Source organism: Alteromonas sp. 009811495, from assembly GCF_028865455.1.
In the GTDB taxonomy this organism is placed as follows: Bacteria; Pseudomonadota; Gammaproteobacteria; order Enterobacterales; family Alteromonadaceae; genus Alteromonas.
The window spans coordinates 2,594,158-2,612,332 of sequence record NZ_CP113972.1; the positions used below are offsets into that span (position 1 = coordinate 2,594,158).

At 44.0% G+C, this 18,175-nt stretch carries 19 protein-coding genes; 8 read left to right on the forward strand and 11 right to left on the reverse strand.

Translation table 11 applies throughout. From position 1 onward, the window contains the following. Positions 1-72: 72 nt before the first annotated feature. The 5 genes from OZ660_RS11870 (at position 73) to OZ660_RS11890 (ending at position 2,750) form a co-directional block, all read left to right on the forward strand. Positions 73-411, forward strand: a complete 339-nt coding sequence (locus OZ660_RS11870) for a DUF883 domain-containing protein (protein WP_159626010.1) — start codon at positions 73-75, stop codon at positions 409-411. Positions 412-413: 2 nt separating this feature from the next. Then, on the forward strand, positions 414-926 hold the full coding sequence (locus tag OZ660_RS11875; RefSeq protein ID WP_274741049.1) for a hypothetical protein: 513 nt from the start codon (positions 414-416) through the stop codon (positions 924-926). A gap of 62 nt (positions 927-988) precedes the next feature. Continuing rightward, positions 989-1,246 (forward strand): hypothetical protein, encoded by a 258-nt coding sequence (locus tag OZ660_RS11880; RefSeq protein ID WP_274741050.1) that lies wholly within the window; start codon positions 989-991, stop codon positions 1,244-1,246. A gap of 30 nt (positions 1,247-1,276) precedes the next feature. After that, positions 1,277-1,855, forward strand: coding sequence for a CC0125/CC1285 family lipoprotein (locus tag OZ660_RS11885; RefSeq protein WP_274741051.1), 579 nt, complete (start codon positions 1,277-1,279; stop codon positions 1,853-1,855). 250 nt (positions 1,856-2,105) lie between these two features. Then, a complete protein-coding gene (locus OZ660_RS11890; protein WP_274741052.1) occupies positions 2,106-2,750 on the forward strand; it encodes a phosphoribosyl-AMP cyclohydrolase in 645 nt (214 codons plus the stop codon). Between the two features lie 85 nt (positions 2,751-2,835). On the opposite strand, the gene yfbR is transcribed toward OZ660_RS11890, so the two are convergent. Further along, complete coding sequence (gene yfbR / locus OZ660_RS11895; RefSeq protein WP_159626018.1) at positions 2,836-3,483, reverse strand: 5'-deoxynucleotidase; 648 nt, start codon at positions 3,481-3,483, stop codon at positions 2,836-2,838. Positions 3,484-3,718: 235 nt separating this feature from the next. On the opposite strand from yfbR, the gene OZ660_RS11900 reads away from it, so the two are divergent. After that, on the forward strand, positions 3,719-3,895 hold the full coding sequence (locus OZ660_RS11900) for a DUF1328 domain-containing protein (RefSeq protein ID WP_159626020.1): 177 nt from the start codon (positions 3,719-3,721) through the stop codon (positions 3,893-3,895). Positions 3,896-3,928: 33 nt separating this feature from the next. Next, the gene (locus OZ660_RS11905; protein ID WP_014949833.1) at positions 3,929-4,123 is read left to right on the forward strand and encodes a hypothetical protein; all 195 of its coding nucleotides are present in this window, start codon (positions 3,929-3,931) and stop codon (positions 4,121-4,123) included. A gap of 67 nt (positions 4,124-4,190) precedes the next feature. Here the strand turns inward: OZ660_RS11905 and OZ660_RS11910 are convergent, their stop codons facing one another. The 7 genes from OZ660_RS11910 to OZ660_RS11940 all read right to left on the reverse strand — a co-directional run bounded on the left by OZ660_RS11910 (position 4,191) and on the right by OZ660_RS11940 (position 12,651). Beyond that, positions 4,191-4,406, reverse strand: coding sequence for a hypothetical protein (locus tag OZ660_RS11910; protein WP_274741053.1), 216 nt, complete (start codon positions 4,404-4,406; stop codon positions 4,191-4,193). Beyond that, positions 4,407-7,232 carry a DUF349 domain-containing protein gene (locus tag OZ660_RS11915; RefSeq protein WP_274741054.1) on the reverse strand — a complete coding sequence of 942 codons (2,826 nt, stop codon included), beginning with the start codon at positions 7,230-7,232 and terminating at the stop codon, positions 4,407-4,409. Further along, positions 7,222-7,515: a YeaC family protein gene (locus tag OZ660_RS11920; protein WP_159626026.1), complete on the reverse strand. Its 294-nt coding sequence runs from the start codon at positions 7,513-7,515 to the stop codon at positions 7,222-7,224. Before OZ660_RS11920 ends, OZ660_RS11915 begins: the two co-directional genes overlap by 11 nt. Next, positions 7,516-7,842 carry a zinc-ribbon domain-containing protein gene (locus OZ660_RS11925; RefSeq protein WP_159626028.1) on the reverse strand — a complete coding sequence of 109 codons (327 nt, stop codon included), beginning with the start codon at positions 7,840-7,842 and terminating at the stop codon, positions 7,516-7,518. It abuts the gene before it with no gap. A 209-nt stretch (positions 7,843-8,051) separates the two neighbouring features. Further along, complete coding sequence (locus tag OZ660_RS11930) at positions 8,052-9,710, reverse strand: alanine/glycine:cation symporter family protein (protein WP_274741055.1); 1,659 nt, start codon at positions 9,708-9,710, stop codon at positions 8,052-8,054. Between the two features lie 174 nt (positions 9,711-9,884). After that, positions 9,885-11,015, reverse strand: coding sequence for a M14 family metallopeptidase (locus OZ660_RS11935; RefSeq protein WP_202261790.1), 1,131 nt, complete (start codon positions 11,013-11,015; stop codon positions 9,885-9,887). A gap of 190 nt (positions 11,016-11,205) precedes the next feature. Beyond that, positions 11,206-12,651 (reverse strand): glyceraldehyde-3-phosphate dehydrogenase, encoded by a 1,446-nt coding sequence (locus OZ660_RS11940; RefSeq protein ID WP_159626034.1) that lies wholly within the window; start codon positions 12,649-12,651, stop codon positions 11,206-11,208. Positions 12,652-12,800: 149 nt separating this feature from the next. Here OZ660_RS11940 and OZ660_RS11945 point away from each other — a divergent pair, with 149 nt between their 5' ends. Next, the gene (locus tag OZ660_RS11945; protein ID WP_274741056.1) at positions 12,801-13,679 is read left to right on the forward strand and encodes a DUF2989 domain-containing protein; all 879 of its coding nucleotides are present in this window, start codon (positions 12,801-12,803) and stop codon (positions 13,677-13,679) included. A gap of 150 nt (positions 13,680-13,829) precedes the next feature. Here the strand turns inward: OZ660_RS11945 and msrB are convergent, their stop codons facing one another. The 3 genes from msrB to glgX all read right to left on the reverse strand — a co-directional run bounded on the left by msrB (position 13,830) and on the right by glgX (position 18,169). After that, positions 13,830-14,234: a peptide-methionine (R)-S-oxide reductase MsrB gene (gene msrB, locus OZ660_RS11950; RefSeq protein WP_274741057.1), complete on the reverse strand. Its 405-nt coding sequence runs from the start codon at positions 14,232-14,234 to the stop codon at positions 13,830-13,832. Positions 14,235-14,347: 113 nt separating this feature from the next. Continuing rightward, positions 14,348-15,901: an NADP-dependent phosphogluconate dehydrogenase gene (gene gndA, locus OZ660_RS11955; protein ID WP_202261791.1), complete on the reverse strand. Its 1,554-nt coding sequence runs from the start codon at positions 15,899-15,901 to the stop codon at positions 14,348-14,350. Between the two features lie 180 nt (positions 15,902-16,081). After that, complete coding sequence (gene glgX / locus OZ660_RS11960) at positions 16,082-18,169, reverse strand: glycogen debranching protein GlgX (protein WP_274741058.1); 2,088 nt, start codon at positions 18,167-18,169, stop codon at positions 16,082-16,084. Between the last annotated feature and the right edge of the window lie 6 nt (positions 18,170-18,175).

The window sequence follows — 18,175 nt, forward strand, 5'->3', positions numbered from 1 at the left end:
TTAAATATAACAAAAGCTTGGTACAAGCGTTGCAGCACCTACTGTGAACCCATAAAATTTAAGGAGAATATTATGGCTACGCAAACTTCTACTCGCTCTCATGCAGGTAAATCAAACGGTGCGGCGCAGACAAATGGCATTAAAGAGCCTGCACATCCGGTGACAGATAGTCTACAAGCGACACTACATGCGTCGGTAGATAAATTAGCTGACAGCGCAGGTATCGCTGAAGAGAATATTCGCAAGACCGCAGCGTCTTCTGCTGAAAATATGTCTGCGCGAAAACGCCTTGCAGAGAAAAAGTGGCATGCGTCTAAGGTCCGTGCATATGCGATTGAAAACCCAGTAGCAACTGCGGGTATTGCATTTGCCGCAGGTATGCTAGTAACGTCTCTACTACGCAAAAAATAGTCATGGCCTTCGCACCTGACTTCCGCCGGGCTCAATTTATATTGAGCCCGGCAAATCCATATCAGTTAACTGCTCCGAGGGCGAGCACGCTCTTTTTCGCTGAAGAGAAAGAGGCGGAAACTGAAGATAGGGTCAATCAGCCCTATCCTGACCCTACGTTTAACGATGTTTTCGATTCATTGCAAAACGCCCTGAATCAGAAAAAGTCTCAATACTTTGCCTTTTGTGAACTTGTCAACAGCGAACTTGTGCTCGTTAAAAAGTCGTTTTTCGTCACTGTTTTTGCCGCACTATCTGCATTTGCTGTGGGAACCGTTTGTTGGCTCATATTCAACATTGCACTAGCTGCTATTTTTCACGAACTCGGCATTCACTTTATTGCTAGTTCTCTTATTTTACTGCTGCTTAATGCGGTCACCGCCTGGGGCCTATTTCGCTTAGCAAAGAACGCATACGGATACTTAAGTTTTTCTCGTGTTATAAAGCTTTTAGAGCGAGTCGTAGGCACTAAGTAATGTTTTGGTGCTGCAAGCACAAAAGGCCAAATAAACTGCTTAACTATAGTAAGGAGTGAGAAATGAATGTTTTTATCAAGTCAAATATTCGCGAAATTGCCGAAAAGGAACATACTTACTTTGTACAAAAACACAATGCCGAGGTTGCACTTACCCAAGCAAAGAGGCAATGTAAACTATTAATGGGTAAACCCGAAACAATCTTAGGTATCGCGGGTGTTGGCGCATACAAAGGCGCCAGCGATGCAAAACCTAAAGCAAGACGAAATCAAGCACTTATGGCGATCAGCCGCACGGCGCTACTATCGCTATTTCAATAAAATCAGCACGAAGTACAAGGAATTTGTCTGATGAGTAATGTCACTAGAAAACGTAATTTCACTAAGCGAGCCTGCGCACTTTGCGCGAGCGTTTTTGTATTGGGAGGACTCGCAGCATGCTCATCAACGCCAGTGGCAGCCCCTACCCCTTATAAAGCTTCGACAACTAAGGGCGGCTATGGCTATTCAAGTGAGAAGATTTCAGGCAATACCTATCAAGTGCGCTTCAAAGCAACAGACAAAACCCCGGCAGACTTGGTTCAGCAATACGCCTTACATCGCGCGGCAGAAATAGCCCAGCAAGAAGGGTTTACATTCCTTGCGGTACAAAAAACTAACGTTGACAAAAAACCAGTTCTCGCAAGAGAAATTGTGGCTACTAATGATAAACCTGTAGTCTTACCAAATGACAAACAATGCACTATGTCTGGCTGTGACAACGTCGCCCAGCCCATGGCTGGCGCAACGTCCAACGACGTAGTGAAGACTCAGATAAATAACATTTACTACACAATTACTATAGAAATGGCAAATAGTCCCAATGAGCTTCAAAAAAACGCACTGAGTGTATCTGAGCTACTTGCAAAGCCTCTCAAACCAAAAAACTAGCACCGTAAAATTAAACCAATTTCTTATGTTGTAAAGCGCGTTTCACTTGTGAAATCGCGCTTTTTTATCACTGATTAACAGGCTCTAGCTAAAAGTGGGTTCATGCGCTGTTAATCTGCTTTTAATCTTGCATGAAAGCGCATGTCATCAACGCTGTATATCCTTAAAGCATGTCACTACGATTCTTCCTTTCTTAAAGAGTTGGTAGTGAATTAGGTTTTACGTATTTGCAGACTTAAGGAGTCCAGCGATGAAAACACTATCAACACAATTTACGAAAATAGCTTTGGTAATGACAACAATATGCGTGACAACGGGATGCAGTGCGGTGGCTAATACGCAGGTAGCTGATTCCAACGTAAACAAAAATGCGACCTTACAAGCAAAGGCAATAGATAATGCGCTTCTCTATTCGGATGAGTGTATTACGGAAAGAGAAGTCGTTAATGCACAAAAAATGTGGGGCAACGGTATTGTTAGGATCGGTAGCGTATATTCAAACAACGGGGATTATGCCCTAGAGGCCGCTGATTTTATTCAAGACATGTACGGATACGATCTAAGCAGCGTGCTATTTAAACCTACTTTGGCAGCTAATGATCAGTTCCGCTCTAGTTTCGACGCAGCACTCTCTTACTTTGTTGGGGGTAACGATGCATATGCTGAAGACAAAGGTTTTGCAATTAAGCCCTATACCAATGTTAAGTTTGATAATGTGGGCATTATCAATAATAGCTGTCGTATGGCAGTAGCCATGGGCAATTATTTTTTTACTGACACCTCTGGCGGTGAAACTAAGGTTGAGTATACCTTTGCTTATGTGAAAGACAGCGATGGTGATTTGCGTATCGTTGCTCACCAATCGTCTTTACCCTACAACCCCGCTTCAAATTAATCTGAGCAATGAATCTGAGCATGATACGTTACGACCGCTGGAACATCGTGAAATAGCGGTGTTCCAGCAGTAACAAAAAACAGCGCTAATTACTGTCTAAATGTAGTGTATTCGCCCGTTCAATCCACTCAAGATCTTTGGTCTGTTCGTCGAGCGTGCCCTTAGCATCTTCTAAGAAGATTTGGCAAAAGTAATCTACGGCTTTTAACCGATCTCTATAGCCCTTTAACTGTACTTCCATTTCTTGCATAGCATTGGAAAATTCACAGTTCGATTTTGCAAGTTCATAATCACATTTAAGATAAGCGCAAAGCACATCAGCGGCTTTTGCAAGTACAACATGCTCATCGTCCTTGTCTTGCTCAATTAGCGGTGTGTATCTAGCCTGTAATGCTTCGGGTAACGTTTTTATTAACATTGCTTCAAAACGGCGCTCAAGTTTTTTTATTGCAGCTGTAGTTTCTGGATCGTGATACTTGACGGGGCTTGGTATATCACTCATTCCTGCAATCTCGCTTCCCTCATGAAAAATCGCCATCGCCGCCACGCGATCAGGATTTATATCTTCGCCAAACACATCACACGCAATCGCGCCCAACATATGCGCGACGACAGATGCCTCGTAAATGTGGGTAGAAAGCATCTCGTCTTGGAATTGCGCCATTAGCGGCCAACGCTTTACGTTTTTCGCTCGTTGCATCAAACCAATAAAAGCTGAGTGTGTATTTGCCATAGCGCGCTCCTTGTCGTGATTATTATTACCACGTTCACCTGTAAAACTACTACGTTAAGTGAGCTGTGTAAAAAGTGCAAAAAATACTGTAAAGCCGAATAGCTTTGGAGACAACAACACGTACTTAAAAAAATAAAAATTCAAGTTTTCACATATAAAACATATAGATAGCAAAGAGGCATAAAGTTAGCATTACCTATTGTGAATGTAACGGAAGCAATAAGAGGATTTAGCTATGTTAGGTTGGGCAATTACATTTTTTATTATCGCCATTATTGCAGCAGTTTTTGGCTTTGGAGGCATCGCAGGTGCAGCAACAGGTATCGCACAGTTTCTATTCTTTGTGTTTATCGCGCTGCTAGTAATTTCACTTATCGCAAATGCACTACGTGGTCGATCGCCTAAGGTCTAGATAAGATTTAATTCAAGGAAAAGGAGTAAGGATATGTTTTCATTTAAAAATTTGTCAAAGGTACTAGTTGCTTCAGCTTTTGCTCTTTCACTCGCCGCATGTGGTGATGGTGAAGCAGAAGACGCAGGTGAAGAGCTAGACGAAATTGTTACTGATGCAGGTAACGCAGTAGAAGACGCTTGTGAAGATGTGAAAGAAGGCGTAGACGCTGAAGATAAAGATTGCTAGACAATCACCGATGAAAAAGCCAGACATTGTCTGGCTTTTTTGTTTCTGTCTGTAAAGCAAGCTTTCACTACACTTCCTGACCGCCTAATTCTCGTGCGAGATCATCTAAGGTGCTTAACGTAATATCAAACTGCCCGAGTATATAGCGATACTTAACACTCACGTGATGATCGCTGCGACCAAATTTCACTTTTAACCCTTCAGCATCAATATGCTTTGCAGTATTGAGAAATCGGTACGCTGACATTTCGCTTTCGAATTCAAACTCTACCGTATTTTCCATTTATGCCAGCACCTCTGGATGCGCATTCAGCACAGCACTCAATCGTTGTATAAACGGTTTATCAGATTCGGTTATCGTCGCCACCGTTAACCAATCGGCTAAAATGTCGGACGCCGTTGAAGACACACCTTGTTCAAGTTTTGCTGTCATCATCTGAAGCTGTACACTCGAACGTATAGAGGCATCTTGTTCAGGACTAGGCATATCTGTACTCACTTCTAACGCAACAGTAAGCCACTGCCTGTCATGCAAAGTGTTCGATGTGTCATCCACTTGAGTAGAGTGTTCTAATAGGGAAGTCCATCGTTTACCTAACGTGGCTTTAAGTGACGCTTCATCTTCACTTAAATCAGTCACTTTCGATTGAACCAACGAGACAAGTGCATTCACTTTTTGCTTGAGTGCTTGCTCTTGCTTGTTTAGCTCTGCTTCGTCGCGATTAGTCTCAAGGCGTGCGATCTTCTTTTCTAGCTTAGTACGCAGCGCCTTAGGCAACGACTGCGCACTTTCTAACAACGCATGAATTCTTTCGTCAAAGTCATAGGCGTGGATGTCAATTACAGCAATGGCTGCATCCAATTCGCTGGCTTGTTTATCAAACGCACTGCTTTGTGATTGTCGCTGTGTTTTCAACTTTTCAAAAACAGCATCATTAACCGCTTTAAACTCAGCCCAGAGCCTACTCTCTTCGCGTTTACCCGCATGACCAACTTGCTTCCACTGAGCCTGAAGTTGTTGTGCTTCAGTCGCTGCATTAGCCATGTCTTCATTGTCCAACAGCATCTTTACACTTGAAATTAGCGCGCGCTTTTGCTGTTGATTATCGCGCTGCCACGCGTTGACCTTGTCAACCAACGCTGAGGAAACTGCTTTCCATTCGTGTTTTAGGTTTTCATACGCAGTACGCTCAACTTGTCCTGCCGAATGCCACTGCTTTGATAATCTGTCATACGCTTTGGCAAGCTCCGCTACTGGCATTTCAACGTCAAGAGCTTGTGCCGCTTTAATTATACGTTGGCGTGTTTCTAGTGCTTCACTGCGCTTCGCTTCAAGCTCTGCATAGTATGCACGACACGGTTCAAATGCTTGCTCTAGCGCATTATCAAACGCTTGCTGAAGCGTGTCATCTTCACTGTTTTCGCTTTGAATGCTGGTAAGCGACAACCATTGCTGGCGAAGATACTTAATTGCATCACTGCGGGCTTTGATGTTCTCAGCAGGTGCCTCAGCCAGTGCTTTCGCTTCTTCAACCAAAGCGGGTTTCCTAGGTGCTGCTAGGTAATCTTGCCAACCAGCTAAACGAGAGACATCTTCACAGGTTTTTTGATAACGCTTCTCCAATGACACCTTTGCACTTTCTGACAACGTTTCAAAACTCACTTTTAACTTGTTGAACTTTGCCATAGCAACGCGAAACTTGCCTTGCGCAATCAAGTTATCGATAAGTGTTAGCTGCTTTTTAATGGCATTGATCGACGATGCCTGTTTTGCTTTAAACGCTTTCGCTTTGGCGTTTACTCGTTTATTCGCTGTATTAAAACGCTGTGCAAACGTGTTTGGCAGTTGTATAAGCGCACTTTTTACTTCGTTATAACCTTGTTTGGATTCATTAAATTCAATCAAGAGTGTCGATTCAACGTCACCGTCTTGTGCATCTATCTTCGAAGCAAGTTCCTCTAAACTTTGCAAGCGAACTAGCAATTTTTGTCCATATTGCTGTTGCATTGAAAAGCAATCGAGCTTTTCATTGAGCCCTGCAACAACATCACTGTATGCACGAAGGCGTTTATCGCTAATGCCGCCCTCCATTAAGCGTCCCAATTGCTCAATGGTTGCCTCAAGTCCACGAACGCTCTCGTTTACGGTCGCCACATCAGCTAACGTCGCATCACATAAACGCTCTTGGAAAAGCCAATTCACTTGCTGCGTGGCGTAGTCAAGTTGTTGGTCACATAACGCTTTTGTATTGGCTATCTCTAACGCTTTTTGTTGCTCTTCCCATGCTGGACGTATTCGCGCTAGATAGCGCTCGACTTGCTCTGCAATGCGTGCCTGCTTTTCTTCAAATAACGCTTTGTCTTGGGTATCAAGTACATCACACTGAGACATAAGGCCTTTGAGTTCACTCTCCAAATGTGCCTGTTGTTCAATGACAAATTGCACATCAGGTTTATCCAGTAACGCCTGATATTTGGACAAGCATAACGTGAGCTGCTTTTTTAGCTCTACAGGTTTTTGATCAGCCAATCTGATAGCGTCTATACGTGCATCTATGTGCGCTCGTATAGATTCGTCGCGCACTTTCTTGGTTAGCTTTTGAAGCACATTTACATCAGATTCTTCGTTAACGATATGTTGGCGAAGTGCTTCGCTTCTCGTGTTTGAAAATACGAACTGCGTGAACGAAGGCTTACTGATTTTTGTCATCAGTTGTTTAGACAATTCATCGTCATCTAACAAACTGGGATCGCGCTGTACAATCTGAATAATAAGTTCACTATTGGCTGACTCTGTAAGGAAACTGGCCTTTTCATCAGCTCGAAGGGCGATGTCACTTTGCCCCAAAATAGCGTCGTTCACTTTTTGCTCACAAACTCGCTTTACCTTTGGTGATCTAGCGATTTGCGACATTTTCAGCCAAAGTGCAAACACATTTAGCTTGTTAAGCGCTGCTAAACTTACGTCGGCATTATCATCGTTAAATGCCAACTCATGAAGAATTGTTTTCTCTGTTGCCTTTTCTGGTGAAAGGCTTTCTATGGCCTGAATCCTTTTCTCAGGCTTTGAGCTTGCATGTGCAGGCGCAAATAGTCGACTAAATATCATCCTGTTTAAACCGCGCTATAGTATTTTTATCATCTTGAGGTTCATTTAAAGAGCGCTTAAAGTCCGACTTACTTTTATGGACAATTTCACCACTCTCACCTACGGTCATATGCTCAGAAGACTTCTCAACTTTTGACTGGTAAAGCATGACAGCTTGCATGCTGCTTGCTTTTTGCTCTTCACTTAGTGGCGTGCCATCAGGCCACTTTCCAGTTTCCACGGCACTGCGCAAACGCTCGAAAATCTCAGGCGTCATGCTGGCTAATAATGCATCTATATTCATTTAGGAAAAACGCTTAATGTAAACAATACGTGCGCGGTTTACGAGGTACCATACAAAGCCCACTACCGCACCTAAAATTGCTAGGTTGTGTTGCAGATCACCAGGGCGGGTTCCACCCCAATACATAAAACCGAAACTCGCTACAAAAATTAACATTGCAAGTAGCGACTGGTTTTGAATGCTTTGTAACTTCTGAAATCGCTGTAAGCTTTGTTTGCGCTCTATATCTTCAGACGTTGCATCACCAATCTTAAAACCACACTGAGGACATGTTTTCGCCTTATCAGACGTTTTCTTATTACATGAAGGACAGTCAACTAATGCCATATGTTGCTCCTGTTTGTTAGGTGCGAGAGATAAACGCGTTGTGCCTAGCACTCTTCGTTTTTACGCGGACGAGTATCATACTTAACTTAATGGCAACAATGAAGTCGATTACACCGTTTTAAAAACAAAAAATGCGTGTTAAGCACAACAGAATCGAAGGCTTGAACACGCATTTAGCAAGGGCAAATGCCCTTTACTGTATAGACAATCTACTTCTTATGTCTGCTCCAGTAATCGTTTACCGTTTCTTTCATTTCTTTGCAAAGTAGCATAATGCCAAAAAGGTTCGGTAGGGTCATTACCACAATGGCAACAGCAGACAACGCCCACACAAGAGTAGTATCAGAGAACGCTGCCCAAACGAAACCGGCAACATAAATGACGCGATAAGGCATAACTGAACGCGGCCCTAGTAGGTAAGTCATAGCGCGATCACCGTAATAAGACCAAGCAATAGCCGTTGAGAACGCAAACAACATTAAGCCGATAGACACAATGTACTGCCCAAAATCTCCAAAGAAACCGCGGGTAAACGCGATAGTAGTCAATGCAGCAGAATGCACTAGAGACTTACCGCTTACTTCTAAGTTCTCTTTAACTGGCTTTCCATCGACAATCTTCAACGTACCCGTGAAAAGATCTTCACTACCAACGGAATATTTTACATCTTCAGCTACTGAACGAGAATTTAGCAACGTAAAGCCATCGCTTACTGCTGTGCCATTAACCACGGTAATTGAACCCGTATAAGCTTCTACTGCATTGCCCTCAACTTCATTAAGGTAACCGTATAGCTTATCGACATCGGCCTGCTTGGTGTCATCATATTGACCCGCTACAAACAACATATCCGAGCGATCAAAGACATTCTCGTGTTTTTCTTTCCACACGCCAGAAGACAAAATAACAAGGCCCGTTACAGTACAAATCAAAATCGTATCGATGAAAGGCTCAAGCAACGACACCATACCTTCAGAGGCTGGCTCTTTGGTTTTTGCGGCTGCGTGAGCAATTGGCGCAGAACCCTGACCCGCTTCGTTAGAAAACAGACCACGGTTTACACCACGATTAAAAGCATAAGCAAGAGACGCACCCAAAAAGCCACCCGCAGCTGCAGACCCAGTAAACGCATCACCAATTACACTTGCGAACGAAGGACCGATATTTTCTAAATTCGCTAAGATAACGGCCAGCGCACCAATCAGGTAAATCACTGCCATCACAGGCACAACTCGCGCGGTAAACGCGGCAATACGCTGAATACCACCAAGAATAACCAGCGCCAGTAGAATACCTAGCACGCTCCCTACCATCCAAGGCTCAAAGCCAAATGTCGCCTCAATACTTTGCGCAATACCATTACTTTGAGGAAGGTTACCCGTACCAAAAGAGCTAACAACTGTGGCGATGGCAAATGCAACCGCTAGCCATTTCATGTTTAAGCGACGGTCCATGTAATACATAGGGCCACCAGCCATAGTGCCATCTTCTGTTTTCACACGATATTTATGGGAAAGCGTAACCTCAACAAATTTGGTCGTCATACCTAAAAATGCAGTAACCCACATCCAGAATAATGCTGCTGGGCCACCTAAAAAGATAGCGAAAGCTACGCCAGAAATATTACCGGTTCCTACCGTGCCTGATAATGCCGTGGTTAGCGCACGAAAATGCGTGGTATCACCTGGATCGCTCTCTTTGTCGAATTTACCCGTAACAACTTGCCACGCGTGCTTGAAGAAACGAATTTGTGGAAACTTAAGATAGATAGTGAAAAATAGACCGACGCCTAATAGCACGTAAGGAAACCAAAACGCGCCTCCTAGAAAGCCATCTAACATCGTTAGAAAACCGTATAACCCTTCCAAGGTACTTCCCCTTTTTTATTATGATTACTTATTTATTGTGATTATTGTCGTAGCTTTTTGATTCGAGAGCGTTTAGGGCAACCCAACTGCAATACAAAAAGCGACTTTGAACGCACTAAAAGGCCTCTTAAAGAGGCCTTTTTAACAGAAGCTCAAGCTTCTAACTATACTTTCTTAGCCTTTCAGCTTTTTTACTACCGCATTAACGCCAATAAGTAAATCTTCACCTAACTGTCGACTGCGCTGAACAGACCAGCCGTAGACATCATCCGGTACATCAGCGTTATCCTTAAATGGCATTTCAACGGTATATGCCATACATTTGAACTTTTCACCAACCGCATTTGACGCCACGGTAAGATTTGCCTTACCCGGCTCATCTTTGTCATAACCAAATTCATCTTGGAATTCAGGCGTAGCATTTAACAGTGCTGATTTGAAGGTGTCTTCTAGCGCTTTAATATCGTCGTTGTAACTAGGGTTCCCCTCGCTGCCCGCAACAAAGTTGTACGGCAATGCCTCATCACCGTGCAAATCTAGGTACATATCTACACCAATTTCAGACATAGCATTTAGCACATAAAGAACTTCTGGGCTTTTTTCTGCACTCGGCGTTGCCCATTCACGGTTTAGATTAGTTCCTACAGCATTAGTACGAAGGTGACCTCGCGCGCTTCCATCAGGGTTCATGTTCGGCACAATGTAAAATACAGCGTTATCAAGCAACTGTCGCGCCAAACCATCTTGCTCGTCGAGCAAGCGATAAATAATGCCCTCTGCGCACCACTCAGCCATCGTTTCACCAGGATGCTGACGCGCAGTGATCCACACCTTTTTCTTTTCAGGTGTTTCTTCACCAATCACAAGCAAAGACATGTCGCGGCCATCGAGCGTAAGACCTAAGAATCGATGTTCACACAACAGTGACATTTGCGCATCGTGCACAAGGTCCAAATGACGCTCGTAGCTATACGGAATAAAATACGCAAAGTACACACTAGGCTGTTCTAACGTTAGTGAGAATGAAAGATTGTCGCCGTCAAAATCACTTGGAATTCTAAACCATGTTTGACGGTCGTAAGATGCAAGAACGTTGTACCCCTTCCAACCTTCAGGGTAAGCAGATTTCGCTAGATTTTCGATTGTCATTGTGTGAGTAACAAAGGTTTCACCGACTAAACGAAAATGGAACCACTGAGCAAACTCTGACTGATTGTCTTTGGGAATAGCAAGACGAATGTCTTCTGGTGATTGCGCCTTAACAACTTCAATGTTGCCGCTGTCGAATTGACTTGAGATATGCATAGACTGTCGTTTTCCTCATTATTTGTGCGCTAATTTAGCATAGACACCAATACAAATACCACGCGGACAAGAGGGTTTTATCACACTAAAAGTAAACAAATTGTTTACACCAATAAAAAACCGACCTTGAGGGTCGGTTTTTTGAACAATTTAGTGGTTAACTACCGCGTTGGGTGAACCTTTTTGCTGCTTAAAGTGGCAGCGTAGGAAAGCTTAATCCAGCCATATCACGTACAACGCGCAGTACCTGACAGCTATAACCAAATTCATTGTCATACCACACGTAAAGTGTAAGGCGGTTATCTGCTGCGATTGTAGCTTGAGAATCAACTACCGATGCAGCGCGAGAGCCAACCAAGTCTGTTGATACAATCTCTTTACTTGCAGTGTAGTCAATCTGGTGTTGAAGTTTTGAGAACAACGCCGTATCGCGCAAGAACTCATTTACTGCAACGCGGTCTACCGATGTCTTAAGGTTCAAGTTAAGGATAGCCAATGACACATTAGGGGTAGGTACGCGAATTGCGTTACCCGTTAGCTTTCCTGCCAACTTAGGGTACGCTTTCGCCACAGCTTTTGCCGCCCCTGTTTCAGTGATAACCATGTTTAATGGCGCACTGCGACCACGACGGTCACCTTTGTGATAATTATCGATAAGGTTTTGGTCGTTAGTGTAAGAGTGCACGGTTTCAACGTGACCGTTGTCTATACCGTACTCTTCGTCAAGCGCTTTAAGCACTGGCGTAATAGCATTGGTTGTACAGCTCGCAGCAGAAACAATGGTGTCTTCTGCTGTAACTTCTTCGTCGTTTACACCGTGAACGATGTTTTTGATGTCACCTTTGCCCGGGGCTGTCAAAATTGCTTTTGCAGCGCCTTTCGCTTTTAGGTGAAGACCTAGACCATCGCGATCACGCCAGATACCTGTATTATCAATAATGATTGCATTATCAATTCCATATTGCGTGTAGTCTACTTCATCAGGGCTGTTAGCGTAGATCACCTGAATGTACGAGCCGTTTGCTTTAAGTGCGTTGCGCTCGTGATCAATAGTGATGCTGCCGTTGAATGGACCATGTACAGAATCGCGACGCAGTAAACTTGCACGCTTTTCAAGATCGCCATCGCGACCGCCGCGCACTACGATAGCGCGCAAACGAAGTTTATTATTTTTCCCCTGGCGCTCAATTAACAAACGCGCTAATAAACGACCTATACGGCCAAAACCATATAGTACAACGTCTTGAGGCTTCTGATCGTCCTCTTTACCGGCAACGTCATTTAGTTTTTCGTTGAGGTAGGCCGTAAGGTCGTTGTTGTCAACCGCAGAACCATAATGGAAATCGAAGGCTAATTTGCCAATATCAATTTGCGCTGGCGCAAGTTGCATATTGCTTAACGCTTCTAAAATTGGGTAGCTTTCACGTAAACGTAGTTTAATACCTTCGTGCAGGCGCACTTTGCGATGCGCTTTAATAACATCAATGGCACTAGCGTTAAGTAGCGAGCGGCCATAAACTGAAATTTCTACTGCCTTATTTCGGTATAACTTACCAATAAGGGGCAACATCATTTCCGCGTATTCCTGACGCTCTTGCCAGCTGCTTTGTAATTCCTGCTCAAACTGTTGATTCATGCTTCTGCCTTCATCGATAAAAAATTGCGTTAGTTGCACGTCAGCTTTTTATTATTTTTAGGGTACACTAGGTGAGGTTTCGTCTGACGGTGACGAGCAGTATCTTAAATAAACACACAAGGATGACCAAATTGTTGATAAGTTTCATAATGCCCATAAAAAGCGCGTTGAACGCTGCATTATTTAGTAAGTTTCCAACAAACTGGCGCAATAAAATAAGAACGGTGTTGGCAGGTATTTTAACAGTACCCCTTTTAGCGGGGTGCGGTGATTTATTTGAACCGACGATCAGCGAGATTTGCGAAACGCACAGTGAGCTATGCTTAGACTTAAGCTTAGATGCACGGTGCCGTTTTGAGCGTGCCGATATCATTCGCCTTCGATATTACAATCAAGACAATAAAGACGATGCCTATAAGTATCCTCTGTTATTGCATTTTGAAGAGTATTTAGAATGTGTCGAAGAGGTACAGCATATAGAACATGTTAAACGCAAAGGTAAAGAAGCCACACGCTTAAAAGGCGTAATTACCGCGCGCAACGAAATAAAACGGTTAAGCCGAGAGACTAAAACCTCCCTTGACCCTTACCTTTCTTATTACCACTGGACACGATATAACGACCAAGATGCGTTTCATCGCTTTGAGCGCTTTGCCGCGAGTGACCGCGTGACCGACCCCGAACTATTAGTTTCTCTTGCCTCTGTGCAAATTAAAACTGATCAACAGCGTGCCTTAACAACTCTGTATCGAGCGTTAGGTCTATACACTGACAGCGACAATATTGATATTGGTATTTACCATTCACTAGCAAGCATTGGTATGGATAGCGAAAACTATCGATTAGCTTACGTATGGTATGGCGTTGCAGAAGAGTTTGATGATGCATTACCGACTATTCAGCGCGAACAACTAGGCAAAACCTATGATCTCCCTGTTGATATTCTGAACAACATTATTGATGACATCACAAGCGCGTTAAACAGCAACACGTTCAACGCCGAAAAACTTAAGCTAAATAAACTCTAATTTCTGAAAGTTACTTTCACAAAAATTCATTACTAAAAACAAAAAAACCGCCTTTTATAGGCGGTTTTTTATATCATTTTGAAAGTGACTACGAAAAGCGCTCACTTTTTAACCAGATGTTTACCTTATTTCAGGTCAAGCTGCGTGGCGCTAGCCTTTTACTACGGTGTTATTTTCACCCTTAAAGGTCATTGAAACTGAATTCACACAGTAACGTTGCCCCGTTGGCTCAGGACCGTCCGGAAAAACGTGACCTAAATGCGAACCGCATTGCTTACAGAAAATTTCTACTCGTCGCATGCCATGAGATAAGTCCTCTCGATAATCAACATTTCCATCTTCTAACTGTTTGTAAAAAGATGGCCAACCACAACCAGCATCAAACTTGGTATCCGACGGAAACAATGGTGCCTCGCAACACTTACACACATATAGGCCATTTCGCGTTTCATCGAGCAGCGCGCCCGTAAATGGTCGCTCTGTGCCCGCCTCTCTGCATACGCGGTATTCTTCTTCACTGAGCGTGTCACGCCATTGGGTATTCGTTCTTGACATACATTACCTCTTACAATGAAAAAAGGTGTACTTGCTGCCAAATACACCTTTGAATAGTTTTGTTGCGCCTAAAATTAATTATCTAAGCGCGCTGTTCGTTTTAAGCTCGAGTACTATTTTTTAATAGCAGTTTGTGGACGTGAAGGATCACTCCATTCGATGTGATACTTCTTACCTGCTGGCTTGTCTATACGTTGATAAGTATGCGCGCCGAAATAATCACGCTGCCCTTGCAGCAAATTAGCGGGTAACACAGCAGTACGATATGAATCGTAGTAGCTCAACGCCGACATCATCGATGGGCACGGCACTCCAGCTAGCGTTGCTTGTGCTATTGATTCACGCCAGTCTGCTTGGTATTGAGTGATTTGCTCTGCAAAATACGGATCCATAAGCAGGTTGGCCAAGTCTTCATTGTTTTCGTACGCTTTAGAGATCGACTGAAGAAATACGGCGCGAATAATACAACCAGCGCGCCAAATTTTTGCGATTTCACCAAACTCCAACGTCCAGCCGTGCTCTTTGCCTGCCATTGCCATAAGCTGGAAACCTTGAGCATAGGCACAAATTTTAGAGCAGTATAACGCTTGTTCAAGCTTGTTAATGATAGACATTTTCTGTTCATCATTGAACACTGGGGCATCAGGACCAGCTAGTACTTTGCTTGCCGCTATGCGCTCCTCTTTTAAACTTGAGATGCTACGAGCAAATACAGCAGAGGTAATGGTTTGCGCAGGGCTACCAACTTGAAGCGCACTCACTGCGGTCCACAGCCCTGTGCCTTTCTGCCCGGCTCTATCGAGAATAACATCAACAAGGGGCTGCTTGGTTTCTGGATCAAGTTGCTCAAGAACTTCGGCGCTAATTTCCATTAGGTAGCTATTTAGTTTGCCTTCATTCCAACGACGGAAAACTTCAGCTATTTCAGCAGGCGCCATGTGTAATGCTTGGCGCATTACGTGGTACGTTTCACAAATAAGCTGCATGTCAGCATATTCAATACCGTTGTGTACCATTTTCACATAGTGTCCCGCACCAACAGGCCCTATGTATGTTGCACATGCCTCGCCTTCTAACACCGGCTTTCCTGGTGTGTGACTTTCTAAAGGTTTGCCTGTTTCAGGATCAACTTTAGCGGCAATTGACTTTAAAACGGGTTCAATGCGTGTCCAGGCATACGGGTTGCCCGACGGCATTAATGAAGGACCGAAACGTGCACCTACTTCGCCACCCGAAACAGCGGTAGAGAAGAAAATAAACTTACCCTTATATTGCTCTTCACGTGCAACAGAGTCTGTCCATAAGCTGTTGCCGGTATCTACGACAATGTCATCAGCGTGAATGCCCGCATCAATTAGGTGGTTGCAAACATGATCTACCGGGTCGCCCGCTGGCACAGAAATAATGATAAGATGAGGGGCTTTTAATTTGCTCAAAAGCTCGGTGTAAGAACTGCAGCCTTCAACGCGAGGTTCAGTGTCTTCACCTCTTTCACTTGCGTCTTTTGCTAGAATGGATTCAACTTTGTTTTGATCTAAATCGAAACACGCTACGCGGTATCCGTGATCAACGAGGTTCATGGTTAGGTTGCTACCCATCACCCCCAAACCGATAAAACCAATGTCGCACGCATTATCATCGTGCGAATTACCACCTTTATTTTGCATAGGAACACCCTCACATTTCAGATGGGAGCGCATGATACCACCTGAACTAATAAAGAACAGCCAAACATCAACAATTTAGTACGGTATGCCGTATTTGTCGCCAATGGTAAATGTATTCGCCACGTTTTTTACTATTTTTAGGTATGTCATACCTAAAACGATGCGTAATTAAGCTTGGTGCTATGCGTCAAAGCTGGCGAAACTGAACAATGTCAACGACGAACTCGCCTGAAGAAATACTTTCTGGATACAAATTGAAGGCTGCTCTTCAAGTGACGCATAACGCGTATCTAAATGCATCGTCCATCCACCTCGTGGTAAAACAGACGGTAAGTGAAAGCGTACATCATTTTCGCTCGCATTGACGCATAAAAACCAATGCTCTGGCTTTTGTGTTCCCGAAGCACACCCTTTAATCTCTACGCCAAACGCTTTGTTGTGCAAAGCATTCCAGTCTTCTGACGCCTTATCGGAACCGTCTGGTTTATACCAATTTATTTCCTTAACGTTTCGCGACAAATGATAAGTATCATCGTGTAACTTGAGCTCGCTTAATAAAGACGACGATTGCCGCAATCGAATGACATACTGACAAAAACGCAAGAAATCTTGCTTTCGCTTATTAAGCTCCCAGTTAAACCAACTAATGGGATTATCTTGGCAATAGGCATTGTTGTTACCCTTTTGCGTGCGACTTAGTTCATCCCCACCAAGTACGTGCGGCGTACCTTGAGAGAAAATCAGTGTGGCAAACAAATTGCGTTTCTGTCTCTCGCGCATAGCAATAATGTCTGGGTTTGATGTTTCCCCTTCAACACCATAATTGGCTGACAGGTTGTGCCCGTGCCCATCGCGATTTTCTTCCAAATTGTCTAGGTTATGACGCTCTGCGTAGGTCACCATGTCGTGAAGTGTAAAACCATCATGGTACGAGATATTATTTACTGACGTGCTGATATGGCGATGACCTTTATGAAAGATATCCCGCGACCCCATCAACCTTGTCGCAAAGTCAGCTGTTACGCCGTCGTCACCACGCCAAAACGCTCTCACGGTGTCGCGATATTTATCATTCACCTCAAGCCATGGAGAAGGGAAATTGCCAACCTGGTATCCACCTGGTCCAATATCCCAAGGCTCAGCCAACAACACTTTATTTTTCAGCACAGGGTCACTGCTAATAGCACGCAATAGTCCGGATTTTTTATTGTATTGCTGAGGTTCACGCCCTAGGCTTACAGCAAGGTCAAAGCGAAAACCGTCTACGCCTATAACCGATACCCAATGGCGCATTGCATCTAAAATCAGTCCCATCATAAAAGGTTGTGCGGTGTTAATTGTATTGCCACAGCCTGAATGATTCGAATAAACCAACTCACCCGTTTTAGTTTGCTCTAGGAGATAAGCTTGATAAGGGCAAAAGCCTTTGTATGACAGTATCGGCCCTCCCTTCCCTGCTTCAGCGGTGTGATTAAACACAACGTCCACAATAACCTCTAGCCCAGCGCGGTGATATGCTGCCACCATCTCTTGCAATTCAGCTAATGCGTCGCTGACGCCATAGCGCGGCTCTGGAGCAAAGAAGTTTACTGGGTTATATCCCCAGTAGTTGGTTAATCCTTTCTCGGTAATAAAGGGCTCAGGCATGAACGAACAAAGTGGCATGAACTGCACTGTTGTTATACCTAATGCCTTCACGTGCTTAATAACACTGGGATGAGCAGCGCCTAGAAACTTGCCTTGGTGCGCTTTTGGTACGTCCGGGTGTAGCTTTGTAAGTCCTTTGACATGCGCTTCATAAACAATACGCTTGTGCTTGGGTACCTTAGGTGAGGTTATGACTGGCTTGGCATAGTTTTCATCATCAATAACGATACACTTAGGTATCATAAATTGAGAATCATGCTTGTATTGTCTGGCATCCCACTTTATCGGGCGACTAAGCTTTTTAGCATAAGGATCGATGAGCAGTTTATGCGTGTTTGCAGCATGAAGACCGCCCTCGCCACGCTCTACGCGATACCCATAATATTGCCCTGCTTTTACACCGCTAAAATAGCCGTGCCAGATGTCACCGGTTTTCTCAGGCAGTACATGCTCAACGGTCGCTTCTTCAGTATCTTTGTTAAAAAAGCACAGTATAACGGCCTTCGCATCGGGCGCATAAACTGCAAAATTGCATCCATCAGGTGTCGGCGTTGCCCCAAGAGGAAACGCCTCACCCACACTATGTTCTGCAGCAAGCAAATTTTTGCGATGTTCGTTCACTTGTCT